Below are 18,221 nucleotides of genomic sequence, written 5' to 3' on the forward strand. Positions count from 1 at the left end.
CACCAGGGGGCACGGTGAGCACGTCGGTCTTCAACGACCTGTCCGCCCGAGTCCGCGGGTTCGTGCTCGGCTTCTGCCTCGGGGACGCGCTCGCTTCCAGCGGTGAGTCCCGGTCGGAGTTGAAGGCGTCGAGCCTGTCGCGCGCCTTCCTGCACGAGGTGTTCGCCCTGGAGTGGAGCCTGCGGTGCGACAGCCTGTTGAGCCGCGACGCCGCCGTGTCGGACGCGGTGTTCCGGGTGCGTGAGCCAGCCGACCGGGTGCTCGCCGTGTCGCTGCCGCTGGCACTGGCCATCTTGACCCGGGCCGAGCAGGCCGGTGGTGCGCTCTCGTTGGTGAACGGCGCCTGGCTCACCCTGCAGGTCGACCACCGCAACGTCCGCGAGATCGAGCAGGTCGACGTCACCGTCGCGGGCGTGCTGGTGCGCGCGGTCGCCCGTCGACTGCTGGGCGAAACGACGACAGGTCTGGACGGCGAAGAGTCCCTGGACGCGCTACTCCCGGCGCGTCCCGGCAACGACTCCGCGCAAGTGAACGACCTGATCCGGGACCTGTCCGCCGCGTCCCGCGACGGCCACTCGCCGAGGACCGCGAGGTTCGCCGAGCAGAGCCGCCTGCTCGGTGTCGTCGCCGAGTCGGTGGCACTCCTCGACAGGCTCGAGGATCGAGGCTCGCCCACGCTCGCAACTGGGCTGCTGCGCAGCTTGACCGCTTCGGTCGCTGCACTCGCCCTGGGCCTGTTCGGCGCGACGCACGGTGACGCCGCGGAGCCGTTGGCGATGGATCTCGGCTGGCTTGACGTCGCACCGCTCGCCGAGCGCGCGGCACGGTCCGTGATTGCTGCGAGCAGGAGCCTCGAAGAGCCGCTCGATCGGCGCGCCGGATGGGTCGACCCAGGGGCGCAGGTCCCTCTCCTCGAGCGCAATCGCCGCTGGCTGTCGGCTCACCGCTCTCCCGACGGCGACTTGGTCTTCGCCGGCCAGGACCTGAACGGGTCGGAGTACGAGTGGGCGTCGACAGTTGCGGCCGCCGACGTCCCGGTCCTCGTAATGTCGCGCGTCAGACTTTGTGGCAGGGCCCGTTGCTTGCGGGCCTGACCTGTGAGGAGTCTGATCGTTCATGGCAAGACCACCGGCCGTTCCGGCCGAGGAGAAGACCAGGATCGTGTTGTCGGTCTTGGCCGGCGAGGTCACCGTCGCCGAGGCCGCCCGGCGGGCGAAGGTGTCCGAGCAGTCGGTCGGGAACTGGAAGCGGGCGTTCCTCGAGGCCGGCAGGACCGGCCTGGCGGCGGGGAAGTCGGGGCCCTCGACGCGTGAGCAGCAGCTGGAGGCCGAGGTCGCCGAGTTGACCCAGGCCCTGGGTGAGGCGCACCTGGAGGTCCGGGTGTGGAAGAAGTCCGCGGAGGGCCGGCTGGGCCCTTCGAGGACCTCGAGGTGATCCGCATCCAGGCGGGCATGCCGACCACGAGGTTCTGCCAGGTGATCGGCGTGCCCGAGCGGTCGTGGCGGCGCTGGCAGGCCCGCGCCCGGGCCGGGTCCCCGGTCAAGGGGCCGTGGCCGCGCCCGGCGCGCGAGAGCGTGCGCGTGGCCGCGCGGCGGCACGCGTTGGCGCATCCGGCATGGGGGCACCGCAAGGTGTGGGCCATGGTGCGCCACGACGGGCACCGGGTCTCCCAGGCCACCGTGCTGCGCCTGCTGCGCGATGAAGGGCTGATCCTGCCCGCCGCCTACCAGCGGGAACGCCGCCAGCTCGCGGCCCGCAGGAAGGCCGCGTTCGCCACCGAACCGACGGGGCCGAACCAGGTGTGGCAGCTGGACTTCTCCGAGTTCGAGACCACGACCGGCGGCACGTGGCGCATCGCCGGGTGCCGGGACTACTGGTCGAAGTACGAGCACCCGTGGCATGTGTCCCCGACCGCGAACCAGCACGACGCGATCGCCGCGATCGAGCTTGCCCTGGCCGACTACGAGGCGATGTTCGGCCGCCCCCTGATCGACGCGTGCGCCCGCGACGGCGACGGCAACGTCGTGCCCGCGGTGACGGTCGTGACGGACAACGGTGGCCCGTTCCGCTCGTTCCGGTTCGAGGCGTTCATCACCGCCCACCCCGAGCTGCGGCACGTGCGCACCCGGGTGCGTACGCCCGGGCAGAACGGGTCACGCGAACGCGGGTTCGGCTCCCTGAAGTACGAGCGGCTCTTCCTCGAAGAGATCGACGACGTCCTGTCCCTCGTCGCGCACGCCGACGACTACCGGGCCGAGTACAACACCGTGCGACCGCACGAGGCGATCGCCTGGAACCGGCCCCTGGAGGTCCACCTGGGCCTGGCCGACCCGCTGACCCCCAACTTTCCCGAGACCCAAGACCTGCCAGCAGCTTGACGCGGGACAGTAAGCAAGACGGGCGGCACGTCCGTCGCGGACGTGCTGACGCTACTCGCCGCGCACCGCGACGCGATCGCAGCCGACGAGCGAGCCTGGCTGCAGTCGCACGACATCCCCTGGACGTCATGGAGTCACAGTTCCGAGTAGTTCATCGCGGTGTGCCGCGCGCCCAGAAGAGCCTGCGGAAGACCTTCGGGGACTTGGGGCCCGTCAAGCCGGCGGCGGTGCTGCCGATACACACCGTGATTGTCGACGAACTCGGCATGCACATTCGATGGACTACCTCCCGGCCCGACGGCGTGTGGTGGTCGGTAAGCAGGGACGCCAATGATCACCAAGAGCCAGATGAGGGAGACGCTCGAGAAGCTGGGCGCCGACTGCATCGACACCCGTCCGGACCGAGCTCACTCGATCGCCGCCACGACCGTCCGGTTCGTCAAGGACGGTCGCCGGGGAGTCGCCGTTGCCGGCAACGTGGCGAGCCAGCTCGACGCGTTCACCGACCTCATCGACCTGAACCTGCACGACCCGTCGGAATCCCTCGACCCGCACCACGTGTGGCTCTGGTTCGCTGAGGACCCGGACGACCGGGAGACCGAGGTTGCCTTCCGCACGCTCGCCCGGAACGTCCGCGACCTCGTCACGGTGCACCTGCGCGCGATCACGGCCGACGGCGAACTGCGTGCGGTCGACACCGAACATTTGCCGTGGTCGGACTCCGGCCACTACTCCTACGGACAATGGGCGGAGCTCCTCGCGGCGGTCCCCGCGGAGCCCCCGGCGCTGGTGCGTGACCTCATCCTGGCGACCGGTCGACCGGAGTACCGGGCGTACCCGATGCTCTCGTCCCGGGGCAAGCGGTGGTCGATCAGGCTCGAGGGGCTCCAGGTGGGGGTCTGCTCGGCGACGAAGGGCCGGCTGTCCGTCGGGCGGGACGGCAAAAAGGGTGGAACCAGCCATCACCGCGCGCGGTGGCTCTCGGTCGCCGGCTGGAGCCCTGTCGATGTCGACCTGAGCGTCGGATCGATGGAGAAGGCGGCCGCGCTGCTGCAGGCGTTCGCCGACTCACCGCCTGTGAACCACGCGGCGACCGGCGAGCAGGACGAGCACGCCCTCGAGTCCAGAATCCTGCGCGGCGACGTCCGCCTGAACACGCCAGCCGGCGCTCCGCTCGAACTGATGCGATCACACTCGTTCCCCGAGCAGGAGCCCTCGGTCGTGAACTGGGGCAGCCAGTTCCCCACCCGATGGGGCGTGCGCACCGCCGCAGCGCGGTACCTGGACGGCATGCTCCACGTAGGCCGCACCCCGTGGGCGCTGGAGATGAAGGTCAAGGGCATCAGCGGCGAGCTCTACTACCGGCACGCCATACACCAGGCTGTCCTCTACCGAGACTTCATCCGTGAAGCCACACCCCTGAAGGACTGGTTCGACCGCTTCGACCTGGACCAGGCCGCATGCGAGGCGGCCGTCGTGGTGCCGCAGGGGCAGACGGCGGAAGCCGAGGCACGCCTGCGCGCCGTCGCCGCTGCTTTCGGTGTCGCCCTGATCGTCGTGCCGGTAGAGGCGGCGCGCAGGCCCGGTGCCTGAAGTGGTGTCGACGGGGCGGAACTGATCGTGAACCAAGATTCGAATCGCGACGAGCCCCGAGCTCAGGATGACTGGGATCGGCGCTATGCGTCGCTCGACGAGGCTCTTCGGGACCACAAGGTCCCGCTTGAGAACCACGCCCTCATCCGGGCGATCACCTCTCGGATCGAGATCAAGAGCTTTTACGCGATCACCGGCTACATCAAGGCCGTCCGCTCCCACGTCGGTCCGGCGCTGCAGATCCACTACGGGTACACCAACGGGTTCCTCAGCCGCGAGGAAGCGCTGCACGCGGTCGGCGACCACGTCGAGATCTGGCCGAGTCGACGCGGAACCGGCCAGTGGGGGGTGAGCCACCCCGTGCACGGCAGTGCCAGCGGCGGCAGCCGCGAGACCCGGGCCGAGCGGCGCGACTTCGGCACATGCCCCATCTGCCGCTATGCGTTCGCCGCGAATGGCACCTGCGACTGCAGCTGACCTCTACCTGCACTGCGGGGGCTCTGGCATAGCGGCTACGCCGCGAACGCGAACGCCCGGGCGCGCTGCCCGACGAGGCGACGGGTCGCGCACGGGGCCTGAACCGCCGCCGGGCGATCGCAGGTGCGACTCGAGTGGGGTCAGACGCGCTGGTGCCTTGCGGCGTGCTCGGTGATCGTGGCGAGGAGGGCTTCCTTGTCCTGGGCACGCCGAACTAGTTCACGACCGTCGGCATTGAGGGCTAAGGTCCGGCCGAACCGTCCAACTCGACTGATTGGAGCGCCATGCCCCTCGTTGTTGAGGCTCAGCCGATCTCCGACACGCTCTTTCGCCTCGAGATCACCATGGACGGGACCGTCATCGGCGAGTACGAGCGCTCGCGCCACGCGGACATCGCGCGCAAGACCGAGGAGGTTAACTGCGCCGGGGACTACCTCGTGAAGCTCTACAGCCGCCGCGGCATGTTTGTCGTCCGCTGGGACTCGGCGACGCGCACGAAAGTCATCCGCGACGAGCTCGGCAACCACATCGGCGAAATCCCGAGGGCCTGCTGGCGAAGGCCCGCTCGCCAGACCGACTCACCGCAATCGACGGCGTAGTTGATGCCTGAGGCTGCCGGTCTCGAGCAGGCTGCGGCCATGTACTTGGTGCGGTTCCGGTAGCTGATCTCGAGGTCGTCGATGCTGCGCCAGGGTCCGCGGTTGCGGACGAGTTCGGCCTTGAACAGCGAGTTGAACGCCTCGACGAGGCGCTGGGTGTAGCGCACGACGACGTACTGACCGGATTCAATGCTCGGCTTCCAGCCGGGTCAGCGCCCCGGCTGACGCGCGGACCAGTAGTGCGAGCAGGGCGCTGAAGAGGATGGTCCCCTCGCTCTGGGCCCGGCCGATCTCGAGGTGCGGGTAGCCGTACTGCGCCGACAGGTCGTTCAGTTGGGTGTTCAGGTCGAGCGCTTCACGTTCCCAGGCACGGATGTCCGACGCTGAGATACTGGGGTTCTGCCCCGCCTGCCCGAGTCGGATGACCAGTGGCGCCATCTGCGACTGAAGGCGTTCGATATCGCTCGGGAACAAGTTGTAGTCCTCTCGGCACCTCAACGGACCGCGGGCGGCTGTGCCGGGCCTTCGGTCGCTGCCAACACTTTAGGGGTCGAGCGCTCAGGGACATGCGAACTTGCGCGCCGTTGATGCACGCGCGGTCAAGCCCTGGGGATGGCGTGGCGCCGTTCGGCGCGATTTCTGTGACGTGTACCCAAGGCGGTCCTTAGCGTGTACCCGCCCTGACCTGCCGCTTTGCGTACACCTAGGTCAGCGAGTTGTCCCAAGACCCCACTCTCAGATGTCGCTGACATCGAGCAAAGGCCGGACCTCAGGGTCCGGCCTTTCGCGTGTGCCCGCCGCCTCCGCGGCAGGGGCCGCGGGGGTTCGTGCCGCACGTCGCCGACGGCGCCCGGTTCCATCCCGGGACCGTGACGTCTCGGCGACTTTCGTCCCGAGTTGTCCGGCTCCGCTCGCGAGCGCGTACGAGCTGGACGACAAGGGACGCCGTGAGGTGGCCAGGACTTTCGACAACGCCCAGGCCAGGCTCCTCGCCATCCGCAAGGCTGCGCCCCTCGTCACCGAGCACGACCTGGCGGAGCTGTGGGACGTGACCGCCCGGCAACGCGAGAAGATGTGGAGCGACTACACGGAGCGTATGAACGCCTTCTCGCCGGACTCGCCGTCGACGCCTGACCCGCCCGTCTAGCTCCGACACCGCAACCCGGCCACGACGTCGTCGTTGCCCCCGTGCAAGTTCACCCTCGTCGGCACGCCCCCGCGGTGGGATGGTCGAAGCACGCGAAGGCGCGGCCCGAGGGGGAGGCACTCATGGCTGTCAGCAACGCCGAGATCGCCCGGATCGCAGATGACCCGGAGAAGAGCGACGCCGAGCGCATCGCCGCGATCAAGGAGGCGATCGGGTCCCCTGGTCAGGCGACGACCGACCGCCTGTGGACGATCCTCGTCGTGGGCCTGGTCGGCATCTCCACGCTCGCGCTCGTCGCCCTGATGCTGGCCGTCCTCGACAAGAGCGACAAGACCAGCCCCGATGTCTTCCTCACGGTCTTCACGGCCGCGCTGACGGGCTTGCTCGGACTCTTCGTGAACCCGCAGACCTGACGTCGGACCAGCGGGGCGCACCGCGACCACTCGGGTTCAGCGGTGTGGCCACCCGGCGGACGGCACCGACGGCTGCAGTGGGCGTCAGTGGGTCATGCCCTCCATCGGGATGCCGTCCGGCATGACGTGCGTCGGGTCCCAACCGAGCACCGTCGGGTCGAGCATGCCCGCGATCATCGCGATGTGGGCGACGACGAGGAAGATCCCGACGAGCGTGGCGTGCGTCTTGAGCCGGCGGCGCTCGTCCCACGGCTCACCGACGACGCGGGTCTCGAGCAGGGTCATGCCGTAGAGGGGCACGAGGCCGAGCAGGTAGAACCCGACGGCGATCACGTCGGCCGGCCCGCGCCACCCGCCGTCGAGCGTGAGCGGCACGACGGCGTGCCGCAGCAGGTAGACGACGACGCCGAGGAAGTAGAGGCCGGCGGCGAGGCCGACGTACCGGTTGAGTGCGCGGACGGTGCGGCCCGCGCGCTGCGGGGAGAACAGGATGACGAGCTCGGTGACGGCGACGGTCTCGGCGGCGATCACGGGGACGGCCATGAACAGCAGCAGGTTCCACGGCTGGTTGTCGGCGAGCAGGCCCATGTAGTGCGTCGAGCCCATGTCGGGCCCGGTGGGCCAGGCGGGGAGCAGGAGGGCCAGCACGACGATCGCGCCGCTGGCGGCGGCGAGCAGCATGGCACGCACCTCCCAGGTGAGGCTGGTGCGTGCGGGTGCAGTGGGGGTCGGGCTGGGTGCGGTGGCGACCATCGGGACTCCTTCGTCGTGGGACGCCGGACGGCCCGGCGGCGGGGCCAGCCTTCTGACCGCGGGTCGAGCGTCGGCTCAGGTCCGATGAAGGATCGATGAAGGTGCCGCGGGCGCGGGCCTGCGGGTGGCCGCGTCGGGACCGAGGGCCCAGGTCGCGCGCGTCAGTCGTCCGTGAGGGGCGCCAGCAGGGCGCGCATCTCGGCGATCTCGGCGGTCTGGTCACGCACGATCCGCTCGGCGAGCGCGAGGGCGCCGGGGTCCCGTCCGGCGCGCTCCTCCATGCGCGCCATGTGCACGGCGCCCTCGTGGTGCACGATCATCAGCTCGAGGAAGAGCCGGTCGAACGCGGGCCCGCGGGCGGCCTCGAGGTCGCCGAGGTCGTCGTCGGACGCCATGCCGCCGTCGCCTCCCCTCCCGCCGTGGTGCATCCCGGGCATCGTCGCGTCCTCGTCGGGCACGGCGGCACCCCAGGCCTCGAGCCAGCCGCTCATGAGGTCGATCTCGGGCAGCTGGGCTGCGGCGATGCGGCGTGCGAGCGCGGCGACCTGGGCGCTGCCGGCACGCTGCGGTGCGAGGGCGGCCATGTCGAGCGCACCCTGGTGGTGGATGATCATCTGCTGCGCGAAGTGCACGTCGGCGCGGTCGGCGGCGAGCGATGACGTCGAGGTCGCCGGCCGGTCCGCGGCGGGGGTGGCGGGGTCGGTCTGCGCGCACGCGGCGACGACGGTCGTGCTCGTCGCGACCACGAGCACGACGAGGAAGGGGCGGACGACGCGCACGGGAGCTCCAGAGATCGGGGACGGTCCGTCTCCACTGTCCACGCCCGGGACGTAGGTCCTACTGGCGAACGGTCAAGATCCGATGAAGCCGCTCACCGGTCCGCCGGCAGGTCCACCCAGAACCGCGCCCCGCGGCCGGGGCCGTCGCTGCTCACCCCGGCGCGGCCTCCGTGCGCCTCGGTGAGCGCCTTCACCACGGCCAGCCCGATCCCCGAGCCGCCGTGCGACCGGTCCCGAGCGGTGTCGACCCGGTAGAACCGCTCGAAGACGTGCGGCACGTGCTCGGGGGCGATGCCCTCGCCGTCGTCGTCGACCCGCAACCGCACGCCGAGGGGCGCGGCCTCGGCGGTCACGACGACGCGCCCGCGCGGTGCGGTGTGCCGCACCGCGTTGTCGAGGAGGTTCGCCAGCACCTGACCGACGCGGTCGACGTCGACGACGACCGGCGGCAGCCCGGCCGGCACGCAGGCCTCGACCTCGACACCGTTCTCGGCGGCGCGCGCCTGCACGCCCGCGACCGCTGCGGCGACCAGGTCGCCGGCGGCGACGGGACGCCGGTCGAGCACGAGCCCTCCGCCCTCGGCGTGCGCGACGGCCGCGAGGTCCGTCGAGAGGCGGGTGAGCCTCGACGCCTGTGCGCGCAGCACGTCGACGGTGCGGGGGTCGAGCTCCTGCACACCGTCCTCCAGCGCGTCGACGTACGCGACGATCGTCGCCACGGGCGTGCGCAGCTCGTGCGCGACGTCGCTCATCAGACGCCGACGCTGCTCGTCGTCGCGGCGCAGACGCTCCGCCATCGCGTTGAACGCATCCGCGAGGTCGTCGAACTCGCTGCCCGCCCCGGGCCGGTCGAGCCGGATGTCGAACCGGCCCGCAGCGACCTGCCCGGCGGCGGCGGACAGCGCCCCGAGCGACGTCCCGATGCGCCGCGCGAGGACGGTGCTCGCGAGCAGCGCGGTCACGGCCGCCGCCCCGAGCGCGGCCGCGAGCGTGACGGTGCTCGCCGAGGAGAACGCGAGCTCGGCGTGCTCGACCGCCGTTCCCGGCCCGTGGTGCGCGGCCGCCATGTGCTGGTGGAACAGCGCGGGCCCGACGACGGACGCGACCGCCCACGCGACGAGCGTCGCGCTGGCGAGGACGACGACCATCGCGACGAGGAGGCGCGCGGCGATCCCCGTGCGGCGCGTGCCGCTCATCCGCCCGTACCCATGCGGTACCCGACGCCCCGCACGGTGCGGACGTAGCGCTGCTCGCTCGCGCTGTCGCCGAGCTTGCGGCGCACGTGCAGCAGGTGCACGTCGACGAGGTGCTCGTCGCCCACCCACTCGTCGCCCCACACCGCGGCGATGAGCGCACGCCGGGAGAACGCGCGCTGCGGTGCGCTCGCGAGCGCCGCGAGCAGGTCGAACTCGGTGCGGGTGAGCGCGACCTCCCGACCGTCGAGCCACACCTCACGGCCGACCGTGTCGATGCGCAGCGCCCCCACCGTCAGCGCGGACGCCGGTGCCGAGTCGTCGCGCACGCGGCGCGGGCGGCGCATCAGCGCGGCGACCCGCGCCATGAGCTCGCGGGGGCGGAACGGCTTGGTCACGTAGTCGTCGGCCCCCACGGACAGCCCGACGAGCGTGTCGACCTCGTCGGCGCGCGCGGTGAGCATCACGACGTACGCGTCGGAGAACGTGCGGATCTGGCGGCACACCTCGACGCCGTCGAGCCCGGGCAGCCCGAGGTCGAGCACCACGACGTCGGGCTCGCGCTCGCGGGCGGCCCGGACGGCGCCCGGCCCGTCGAGCTCGACGCGCACCTCGAACCCGTCCTTCTCGAGGTATCCCGCGACGAGCCGCGCGAGCGGTTCCTCGTCGTCCACGACGAGGGCGCGGCGCGTCAGCGGCACGGATGTTCGGCTCTCCACCGTGCCAGTGTCGCGGCACCGAGGACCGGACGTCATGAGGCGACGTGCCCGGGGACGTGCCTCGCGGCGAGCGTCAGCCCAGCGTGACGGGGCGGCGGTCGTCGGACGTCCACTCCGACAGGGAGCCGTCGTAGACGGCGACCTCGGTGCCGTCCACGACGAACGCCGCGAACGCGGGCATGGTCGCGGCGATCCCGCCGCCGCAGTACGTGACCGCCCCCTCGGCCTGCAGCACGCCGGCGTCCTCGAGCAGCGCGCGCAGCTCGTCGACGGGCAGGAACCGGCCGGTGGCGGGGTCGAGGAGCGTGAACAGGGGCACGTTGACGCTCCCGGGGATGCGGCCGCGCCGCGGGTAGGGGCTGACCTCCTGCTCGCCGCGGAACGTCGCGGGGTCGAGCGCGTTGACGAGCAGCCCGGCCGCGTCGCCCGCGGAGATGCTCTCGACCCGCGGGAGCGTGGCGAGCAGCTCGGGCCGCTCGCGAGGGGTCAGCGTGACGCCGCCCGCACGGGCGGCCTCGTCGTCGGCCGCGCCCGAGGCCGTCGGGAAGCCCGCGGCCCGCCAGGCGCCGAGGCCACCGTCGAGCACCGACACCGCGTCGTGCCCGAGCCAGCGCAGCAGCCACCACACGCGCGTCGCCCACGCGGACCCGACGGTGTCGTACACGACGACGTGCGTGCCGTCACCGACGCCGACGGCGGCGAACGCCGCGGCCAGGGTGTCGGCGGGCGGGAGCGTGAACAGGAACGGGCCGCCGGGGTCGGACAGCTCGTTCTTCACGTCGACGAACGCCGCTCCGGGCACGTGCGCGTCGAGGTACTGCGCGCGCAGCGGCTCCGCGGTGTACGGGTCACCCTCGCCGCCCTGCGCGAGCGCAGTCGACGCGTCGAGCACGAGCACCTCGTCCGGTCCGTCCAGCGCGTCGCGCAGGTCCTCGGGGCTGACCAGGGGCGGCAGTGCGGGCATGGGTCCTCCTCGGCGTGCTGCCCACCCAGCGCGTCGCGCGCCTCGCCCGGCAGTCGGGCGTGCAGAAGTTCGTGCTGTACGGCTCGTACACCGCGCAGTGGGCCGAGGAGTGGCCGGACCTGGGTTACCGCACGCGCAACGGCTACCCCCGCACGCGCCTGATGCAGGAGGAGGTCGCCTGCCTGGAGGGCGCGGGCGAGATGGACGTCATGACGCTGCGCCTGCCGTACATCTTCGGCACCGTCCCGAACCAGCGGCCGCTCTGGCAGATGTTCCTCGACATGGTCGCCGGACAGGAGGGCCCCGCCGCGGTGCTCGGCGGCTCGACGTCGTCGGTCACCGTCCGGCAGGTCGCGCAGGCCGCCGTCGGGGCGATGGAGCACGGCGAGCACGAGGGGCGCTACCCGATCAACGGCTACGACCTGTCGTACCTGGAGTTCCAGCAGATGTGCCTCGCCGCCGTCGGCCGGGACCCGCAGGACGCGGTCGTCGTGCCGCTCGAGGTGATGCTCCCCGGCTACGAGGCGGCCCAGGAGCAGTCCACCGCGGCGGGCGTCGAGCACGGAATCCACCTGCCCGACTCGGCGCGCTTCCAGGCCCGCGACGCCGTCTCCGACCCGGCGGTCTGCGCGGTCCTCGGCATCGAGCCCGACGACGTCCCCGCCGCCATCCGCGAGACCCTCACCTGGTGCGTCGACCACCCCCGCGAGACCACCGGCTACTGACCCGAGCACGACGAGGGTCCCGTCGCAGGTGCGGCTGGGGCCCTCGTCGTCGCTGAGGCTCAGGCGTCGAGGCCCAGGTACGGGCCGAGGACCCGGCGCAGCGGAGTGAGGATCACGGCCTTCTCGGTGTCGTCGCTCGGCTGCGGGCGGGCGCGGGCGGCCTTCGTCGCGCTGAGGATCATCGCGTCGACGAGGTCGGCGACGGCCTCGGCGTCGGGCTCGCCGTGCTCGCGCAGTGCCGCGCGCAGCGGCTCCTGGAGCGCGGCGTGGAACTCCTGCATGGGCCCGGACAGCACCGCGGGGTCCACGACGCTCCCGAGCGCCCGCGCGACGCGCTGCTCGTCGCCGGCGAAGAACGCGACGTTGGCCTCGACGTACGCCCAGACGCGCGCACCTGGTGTCGGTGCCTGCGCCATGGCGTCCTGGATGCGCTGCGCCCAGCTCGGCAGCACGTCCGCGACCACGGCCGCGAGCAGGTCGTCGCGCGAGCGCGCGTACTCGTACACGCTGGACCGCGCGAGGCCCGCGCGCGCACCGACGTCGGCGAGCGACGGCGCCTGCCCGGTCTCGGCGAGCAGGTCACGCGCGGCGTCGAGCACCGCGCGCCGTTGGCGGGCGCGGTGCTCCGCGACGGTCGCGGCGTTGATGCGAGGCACGGATCCCTCCCGGCAGGTCAGCCGACGTGCTCCTCCAGCCGGCCGTCGGTCATCTGCAGCACCCTGTCACAGTGGTGCAGCACGTCGTGGTCGTGGGTGACCATGACGGTGGCGACGCCGTGCTGGTGGGACTCGCGGGCGAGGAGCGCGACGACCTCCTGGCTGCGCGCGCGGTCGAGGGCCGCGGTGGGCTCGTCGACCAGCAGCAGCTGCGGGCGGGTCATGAGGGCGCGGGCGATGCCGATGCGCTGACGCTCACCACCGGACAGGTGGCCGGGGCGACGGTCGGCGCGGTGGGACATGCCGACCTCGTCGAGCAGCTCGCGCGGGTCGCGCGGGTTCTCGACGGGACCGAGCTGCAGCGGCAGGCGGAGCTGGTCGAGCGCGGTGAGCGCGGGCAGCAGGTTGCCGGACTGGAACACGAAGCCGATGCGCGTGCGGCGCAGGCGCGCGAGGTCGCGCTGCGAGGCGTTGGTCAGGTCGGCGTCGCCGACGTGCACGGTGCCGGACGTGGGGCGGATGAGTCCGCCCGCGACGGCGAGCAGGCTCGACTTGCCCGCACCGGACGGTCCGACGACGGCGAGGAGCTCGCCGGGCTGGACGGTGAGCGACACGTCGTCGAGGGCGGTGACGGTGTCGTCCCCGTCGCCGTGCAGGAGCGTCACACCGGCGAGGTTCAGGCCTGCGGTCACGGTCGCGGCGGTCATCGGTTGCCTCCGAGGGCGGTGAGGGGGTCGACGCGGGTGATGCGGGTGACGGCGACGGCGGCGCCGATCATGCCGAGCACGACGAGGAGCACGGCGGCCCCGGCGACGGGCGCGGCCTCGAGCGCGAACGGCATCTCGGTCGCGGACAGCCCGCTGCCGAGCAGCAGGCCGATCCCGACGCCGATGGCGGTGGACGTCACCAGGAGGATCGCGGACTGCGTGAGGCTGTCGCGCAGCAGGAACCGCGAGCTCGCGCCCATGGCGCGCAGCACCGCGAGCTCGTGCTTGCGCTGGATGGTCACGACGAGGAAGAACGCGCCGACGACGAGCGCGGAGATCGCGTAGAGGAACACCTGGATGAGCTGCAGCGTGGCGGTCTCGGCGGTGTAGCCGGGCGAGGCGCCGAAGGACTCGTCGAGCGTCATGCTCGTCGTGCCGATCGCGGCGTCGCCGGCGGCGAGGTCGATCCCGTCGCCGCGCAGCGCGACGGCGGTGACCTGCTCGTACACCCACGCGGGGGCCTCCTCGCCGGGGCGTACCCCGCCGTGGACCTCCTGCCACGTGGGCAGGTCGACGTAGCCGATGTCGACGTGGCCGAACGTGTGCTGCCCGTCGAGGAACCCGACGACGGTGAGCTCGGTGCCGATCTGGTCGATGACGACGACGTCGCCGACGTCGACGCCCATGTCACGCACGTCGCCCGCGAGCACGACCTCGCCGGGGCCGGCGAGGTCCTCGCCCGTGGCCGACGAGGGTGCGATCCACGTGCCGGGCTGGACGCCGAACAGCGCGAGGTCGAGGTCGACGCCGGAGTCGGTGCGCGTGTTGACGAGCACGTTGCCGAAGGGAGCGGCGTCCTTCACGCCGTCGACCGTCGCCCACTCGTCGACCGCGGTCACGTCCACGGCCGAGCGCGCGAACGCGGCGGAGTGGTCGACGTCCTCCTCGAACGCGAACGCGTCGACGGGCATCCGCTTGAGCCCGGAGACGCCGTCGTTGACGAGCCCGACGGACAGGCCGGACAGCAGGACCATCAGGACGCCGATGAGCGCCACGACCGAGCCCATGAGCGCGAAGCGCCCCCGGGCGAACGTCAGCTCACGCCACGCGAGGAACACCGCGCACCACCTCTGTTGTCGACACCATGTCGGTAAACATAGGCCGGGTTCCGTCTTGCCGACAAGGCGTCGACAAAGTGGGCTTGGTCCCCGTGGCGCTCCCGCGCCGGCCTCAGTGCTCCGCCGGGACGAGCTCCAGCACCCGCCGCGCCAGCGCGACCCGGTCCGTGCCCGCGTGCCCCAGGTCCCCCGAGTCGAGCGCACCCGCCACGACCTCCCGCAGGTGGCGCGTCGCCGGGGACGCCGGCTCGTGCAGCGCGAGCAGGTGCGCGACGACGAGCCCGTGGTACTGCTCCAACGCCGAGACCGGCTCGGTGATCGCCCGCTCCGCGACCTCGTGGCTCGCGGCCGGAGGGTGCCCGCTCATCATCGCGAGCGCCATCACGCGGTTCGCCTCCGAGCCCTCGTCGTACACCTGCTCCAGCAGCTCGCGCGTCGGGTGCGTGCGGTGCGCCGCCTCCGCCCACGACCGGACCTGCAGCTCCTGCTCCACGGACCGCCGCCACCCCGGCGACGACCGCCGCGTCACGGCGAACCGCGCGGCCTCCGCGGAGTTCAGCTCGATGAGCTCGCGGGCCTCGTCACGCAGCTCCGCGGCCCGGACGTGGTCGCCGTCCTCGTCCGCCCGCGCGGCCTCGTCGAGCTTGCGCGCGACCGCCTGCCCGAGCTCGACCTTCACACCCCCGGCCTCGACCGCGGTGATCCGCTCCGCGAGCACCGCGACGAGCACGAGGGCGGCCCCGGCCGCGAGCACCGCCGCGGTCCCGGCGCCGTTGTCGGACACGAACACTGCCACGCACCCGAGCGCGACGAGCACTCCCCCGCCGACGGCGCACCACCCCCGCACGGCCCTCGACACCTGCGCCCGCGCGCCCGGCGCGCCGCCGTTCCCCCCGCCCCGCTGCATGCCGCGATTGTGGCGGTTCACTCCCACCCTGGCTACCGCCCCCTCCACCGAGCCGGCCATTCGTCGCGAGTCAGCGGTTACGGCGCGGGTCTGTCGGTGGGTCGTGCGGATGACTGCGCGACCTACCGACAGACTCGCGACCCACCCGGAGAGGCGCGATCGGTGAGGCCGGGGTCAGTAGCGCCAGTGGCGCATGTCCTGCTGGTAGGTGCGGTAGATCACCGGTGCGAGCAGGGTCGACGGCGCCATGTCGGTCGGCGTCAGGTCGCCGGGGAGGCGGGCGGTGTCGGCGAGGGAGCGCTGGTCGTGGAAGCGCAGGCCGTCGGGCAGCGGGGCCGCGGTGAGGAAGGAGTCGCCCGCGCCGGGCAGCGAGAGCGCGAAGCCCCACTCCCCGAACGACGGCACGTTGATGCTGAGCGGGACGACCGTGCGGCCGGGCCCGCCGGCGCGCAGCGTCGCGACCACCTGCCAGTACGCGCGCGGGGTGAAGTACGACGAGGTCGCCTGGGTCGCGAGCACGCCGCCGGGCCGCAGGTGCGCGACGACCGAGGAGTAGAACTCCGTCGAGTACAGCTTGGCGACCCGCTCGTCGGACGGGTCGACCAGGTCGACGAGGACCGCGTCGAACGTCGCCTCGCCGTCCCGGACCCAGCCGAACGCGTCGGCGTTGACGACGCGCACCCGCTCGTCGTCGAGCGAGCCCTCGTTGAGGTCCCGCAGCAGGCGGTTGCTGCGCGCGAGGTCCGTGACGGCGGGGTCGAGGTCGACGACGACCACCTCGCGCACGGTCGGGTAGCGCAGCACCTCGCGCGCGAGCAGCCCGTCGCCACCGCCGAGGATCGCGACGGACGCGGGCGCGCGCACCGAGGTCAGCGCGGTGTGCGCGAGCGTCTCGTGGTAGCGCGCCTCGTCGACGGACGAGAACTGCAGCTGGTCGTTGAGGTAGAGCCGCACGTCACCCTGGTAGTCCGTGACGACGAGCTTCTGGTAGCGCGACGTCGCGGCCGCGACCACCGGGTCCTGGTAGAGCCGCGTCGACAGCGCGGCCTCGAGGCCCGACGACGCGGCGAACACCACGAGGAGGGCAGCGAGCGCGCCGCCCGTGGTCCAGGTCCAGCGCGGCTGGTGGCCCATGCGCGCGAGCATGAACAGCGCGACCGCGACGTTGAGGATCGCCACCGCGAGCGCGGTGCGCACCAGTCCCAGCACCGGCAGCAGCAGGAACGGGAACAGCAGCGACGCGAGCAGCGCGCCCAGGTAGTCGAGCGCGAGGACCTTCGAGAGCAGGCCCACGGACTCGTCGCGGCCGTGCTCCTTGAGCAGCGCGACCAGCAGCGGGATCTCGATGCCGATCCCGATGCCGATGCCGACCGCGAGCAGCACGAACACCGGCCAGTACAGCTCGGTCTGCCCGTACGCCCAGAACAGCACGAGCACCGACGAGCCGCCGAGCAGGCCGAGCACCAGCTCGTTGCGCACGAACGCGATGCCGGACGGCCCGGGCAGGCGCGGTGCGAGCAGCGAGCCGATCCCCATGCCGAACAGCGACAGGCCGGTCGCCACGGAGAACGAGACGACCGAGTCGCCGACGAGGTAGGACGCGGCCGTCCCGAGGATGAGCTCGTAGACGATGCCGCCGACGGCGACGAGCAGCGCGGCCGCGAAGACCGTCGGGCGGTCCATGCGGCGCGCGCGCGACCGGCCCGTCGCGGCGGGGTGCTCGACCTCGGTGGCGGTCATGCGGCGCTCAGGAGCTGATGGTGCCCGCGATGATCAGGCCGATCGCGACCGCCATGCCCGCGATGAGGATGCCGAACGCGACGTTGTGCTCCTCGACGAGCTCGTGGCGCAGGTTGAGCCGGAACAGCCGGTCGGCGACGACGACCGCCAGCAGCAGCATGACGATGCCGACGACCGAGTACAGCAGGGTCGACAGGAACTCGATGATCACGGGTGCTTCTCCTTGGTCGGGACGTTCACTTGCCGAGCCCTCCGCCGCCGCCGCCGAACACGGAGCGTCGGACGCACACCTGCTCGGTGGTGGTGGTGACACCGCCCGGCTCGGCCAGCACGGTGCGGGGGGTGCACTGCTCGACGGTCTGCGAGCACGCGACGCCGAGCCCGCCGATGCCGAGCGCGATCACCAGGCCCAGGACCAGCCCGCGCAGGTTGCGCGGCGCGACGCGCTTGCCGAAGTGCGCCTTCTGGCCCGCGGTGTCGAGCTCGACGCCGTGGTAGACGTCGAGCACGCGCTCGTCGAACTTCTCGACGGACAGCACGAACCCGTGGCCGCGCAGCTCGGCGTACGCGACGTCCTGGCCGAGCTGCAGGTCGTACGTGAAGCCGCCCTCGAGGTACGCGATGCGGCCCACGCCCACCTCGTCCACGCGCACCTGGTGGGTCTGCCCGCGCCACGTGACGCCGAGCCACTGGCCTTCCTGCAGGTGCGTGGGGTCGAGGTGCTCGACGACCTCGAGCGGCCGGTAGAGCGTGACCTTGCGCGTGTAGTGGTCGTACTCCACCCAGAAGTCGAGGTTCTCGTAGCCGAGGACCTCCCACTCCTCCCACGTGTACGTGGTGCGGTCGGCCGGGTCGTACTCCTCGTACACGACGACGCCGTGCGGGATCGAGCGCCACGGCGGGGCGCCGACGAGGTGCTTGCCCAGCGCCATGCGGGCGCGGGGCCGCCGTCCGACGCTCATGCGGGCGGCACCTCGCGCACGACGACGGTGCCCGCGAGCGCGGTGGCGAGCGCGGCGCGCGTCCGCTCGACGAACCCGTCGTCGGGGCGGCGGCAGCTCGTGAGCGTCACGTACGCGGCGCCGTGCTCGGGCCACGTGTGGACCGCGACGTGCGACTCGGCGAGCAGGATCGCCAGGCTCAGGCCCTGCGGTGCGAACCGGTGCACGGCCTCCGCGCCCACAGCGTGCAGGCCGGCGTCGGCGACCAGCCCGGTGAGCGCGCCGCGCACCACGTCGAGGTCGTCGAGCCGCGCGGCGTCCGCGCGCAGCACGTCGAACACGTACACGTGGTTGCGGTGCACGTCGCGCGGCCTCCCGTCGTCCTGCGCCGGACGGCGCGGTGGTCGCTGGG

The 18,221-nt window shown here is 72.3% G+C and carries 23 protein-coding genes; 8 read left to right on the forward strand and 15 right to left on the reverse strand.

The window, feature by feature from the left end; all coding sequences use genetic code 11:
* The first annotated feature begins 14 nt into the window (after nt 1-14).
* The 5 genes from ACT17Q_RS15720 (at nt 15) to ACT17Q_RS15740 (ending at nt 4,448) form a co-directional block, all read left to right on the forward strand.
* Nucleotides 15-1,094, forward strand: coding sequence for a hypothetical protein (locus ACT17Q_RS15720; protein WP_444663615.1), 1,080 nt, complete (start codon nt 15-17; stop codon nt 1,092-1,094).
* 22 nt (nt 1,095-1,116) lie between these two features.
* Nucleotides 1,117-1,434, forward strand: a complete 318-nt coding sequence (locus tag ACT17Q_RS15725) for a helix-turn-helix domain-containing protein (RefSeq protein ID WP_115941774.1) — start codon at nt 1,117-1,119, stop codon at nt 1,432-1,434.
* Nucleotides 1,431-2,378 carry a transposase gene (locus tag ACT17Q_RS15730; protein WP_444662423.1) on the forward strand — a complete coding sequence of 316 codons (948 nt, stop codon included), beginning with the start codon at nt 1,431-1,433 and terminating at the stop codon, nt 2,376-2,378. Before ACT17Q_RS15725 ends, ACT17Q_RS15730 begins: the two co-directional genes overlap by 4 nt.
* 330 nt (nt 2,379-2,708) lie before the next feature.
* Entirely contained in the window at nt 2,709-3,971 is a 1,263-nt protein-coding gene (locus tag ACT17Q_RS15735) for a hypothetical protein (RefSeq protein ID WP_444663617.1), read from the forward strand.
* A 27-nt stretch (nt 3,972-3,998) separates the two neighbouring features.
* A complete protein-coding gene (locus ACT17Q_RS15740) occupies nt 3,999-4,448 on the forward strand; it encodes a hypothetical protein (protein WP_444663619.1) in 450 nt (149 codons plus the stop codon).
* Nucleotides 4,449-4,893: 445 nt separating this feature from the next.
* Here ACT17Q_RS15740 and ACT17Q_RS15745 read toward each other — a convergent pair whose 3' ends face one another.
* Complete coding sequence (locus ACT17Q_RS15745) at nt 4,894-5,214, reverse strand: hypothetical protein (protein WP_444663621.1); 321 nt, start codon at nt 5,212-5,214, stop codon at nt 4,894-4,896.
* A 19-nt stretch (nt 5,215-5,233) separates the two neighbouring features.
* Nucleotides 5,234-5,521, reverse strand: coding sequence for a hypothetical protein (locus ACT17Q_RS15750; protein WP_444663623.1), 288 nt, complete (start codon nt 5,519-5,521; stop codon nt 5,234-5,236).
* A gap of 478 nt (nt 5,522-5,999) precedes the next feature.
* Here ACT17Q_RS15750 and ACT17Q_RS15755 point away from each other — a divergent pair, with 478 nt between their 5' ends.
* Entirely contained in the window at nt 6,000-6,194 is a 195-nt protein-coding gene (locus tag ACT17Q_RS15755; protein ID WP_268531721.1) for a hypothetical protein, read from the forward strand.
* 122 nt (nt 6,195-6,316) lie between these two features.
* The gene (locus ACT17Q_RS15760) at nt 6,317-6,607 is read left to right on the forward strand and encodes a hypothetical protein (protein ID WP_268531723.1); all 291 of its coding nucleotides are present in this window, start codon (nt 6,317-6,319) and stop codon (nt 6,605-6,607) included.
* Nucleotides 6,608-6,691: 84 nt separating this feature from the next.
* Here ACT17Q_RS15760 and ACT17Q_RS15765 read toward each other — a convergent pair whose 3' ends face one another.
* The 5 genes from ACT17Q_RS15765 to ACT17Q_RS15785 form a co-directional block, all read right to left on the reverse strand.
* On the reverse strand, nt 6,692-7,360 hold the full coding sequence (locus tag ACT17Q_RS15765; protein ID WP_444663625.1) for a DUF6803 family protein: 669 nt from the start codon (nt 7,358-7,360) through the stop codon (nt 6,692-6,694).
* A 161-nt stretch (nt 7,361-7,521) separates the two neighbouring features.
* The gene (locus ACT17Q_RS15770; protein ID WP_444663627.1) at nt 7,522-8,139 is read right to left on the reverse strand and encodes a DUF305 domain-containing protein; all 618 of its coding nucleotides are present in this window, start codon (nt 8,137-8,139) and stop codon (nt 7,522-7,524) included.
* 92 nt (nt 8,140-8,231) lie between these two features.
* Nucleotides 8,232-9,335 (reverse strand): sensor histidine kinase, encoded by a 1,104-nt coding sequence (locus ACT17Q_RS15775; protein ID WP_444663629.1) that lies wholly within the window; start codon nt 9,333-9,335, stop codon nt 8,232-8,234.
* On the reverse strand, nt 9,332-10,087 hold the full coding sequence (locus tag ACT17Q_RS15780) for a response regulator (protein ID WP_444663630.1): 756 nt from the start codon (nt 10,085-10,087) through the stop codon (nt 9,332-9,334). The genes ACT17Q_RS15775 and ACT17Q_RS15780 overlap by 4 nt, the downstream gene beginning before the upstream one ends.
* 37 nt (nt 10,088-10,124) lie before the next feature.
* Entirely contained in the window at nt 10,125-11,015 is an 891-nt protein-coding gene (locus ACT17Q_RS15785; protein ID WP_444663632.1) for a sulfurtransferase, read from the reverse strand.
* A gap of 14 nt (nt 11,016-11,029) precedes the next feature.
* Here ACT17Q_RS15785 and ACT17Q_RS15790 point away from each other — a divergent pair, with 14 nt between their 5' ends.
* Nucleotides 11,030-11,740, forward strand: a complete 711-nt coding sequence (locus ACT17Q_RS15790) for a hypothetical protein (protein WP_444663634.1) — start codon at nt 11,030-11,032, stop codon at nt 11,738-11,740.
* Nucleotides 11,741-11,799: 59 nt separating this feature from the next.
* Here the strand turns inward: ACT17Q_RS15790 and ACT17Q_RS15795 are convergent, their stop codons facing one another.
* The 8 genes from ACT17Q_RS15795 to speD all read right to left on the reverse strand — a co-directional run bounded on the left by ACT17Q_RS15795 (nt 11,800) and on the right by speD (nt 18,171).
* On the reverse strand, nt 11,800-12,396 hold the full coding sequence (locus ACT17Q_RS15795; protein ID WP_236122435.1) for a TetR/AcrR family transcriptional regulator: 597 nt from the start codon (nt 12,394-12,396) through the stop codon (nt 11,800-11,802).
* A gap of 17 nt (nt 12,397-12,413) precedes the next feature.
* Nucleotides 12,414-13,103 carry an ABC transporter ATP-binding protein gene (locus ACT17Q_RS15800; RefSeq protein WP_444663636.1) on the reverse strand — a complete coding sequence of 230 codons (690 nt, stop codon included), beginning with the start codon at nt 13,101-13,103 and terminating at the stop codon, nt 12,414-12,416.
* The gene (locus tag ACT17Q_RS15805) at nt 13,100-14,221 is read right to left on the reverse strand and encodes an ABC transporter permease (protein WP_444663638.1); all 1,122 of its coding nucleotides are present in this window, start codon (nt 14,219-14,221) and stop codon (nt 13,100-13,102) included. The genes ACT17Q_RS15800 and ACT17Q_RS15805 overlap by 4 nt, the downstream gene beginning before the upstream one ends.
* A gap of 112 nt (nt 14,222-14,333) precedes the next feature.
* Entirely contained in the window at nt 14,334-15,128 is a 795-nt protein-coding gene (locus ACT17Q_RS15810; protein ID WP_444663640.1) for a hypothetical protein, read from the reverse strand.
* Between the two features lie 174 nt (nt 15,129-15,302).
* Complete coding sequence (locus tag ACT17Q_RS15815; RefSeq protein ID WP_444663642.1) at nt 15,303-16,868, reverse strand: polyamine aminopropyltransferase; 1,566 nt, start codon at nt 16,866-16,868, stop codon at nt 15,303-15,305.
* 7 nt (nt 16,869-16,875) lie between these two features.
* Entirely contained in the window at nt 16,876-17,079 is a 204-nt protein-coding gene (locus tag ACT17Q_RS15820) for a DUF350 domain-containing protein (RefSeq protein WP_094181546.1), read from the reverse strand.
* Nucleotides 17,080-17,104: 25 nt separating this feature from the next.
* Entirely contained in the window at nt 17,105-17,830 is a 726-nt protein-coding gene (locus ACT17Q_RS15825; protein WP_166772044.1) for a DUF4178 domain-containing protein, read from the reverse strand.
* The gene (gene speD / locus ACT17Q_RS15830) at nt 17,827-18,171 is read right to left on the reverse strand and encodes an S-adenosylmethionine decarboxylase (RefSeq protein WP_198303477.1); all 345 of its coding nucleotides are present in this window, start codon (nt 18,169-18,171) and stop codon (nt 17,827-17,829) included. Before speD ends, ACT17Q_RS15825 begins: the two co-directional genes overlap by 4 nt.
* Nucleotides 18,172-18,221: the final 50 nt, after the last annotated feature.

The sequence above is a fragment of the Cellulomonas sp. CW35 genome (assembly GCF_052378485.1).
Lineage (GTDB): Bacteria > Actinomycetota > Actinomycetes > Actinomycetales > Cellulomonadaceae > Cellulomonas > Cellulomonas uda.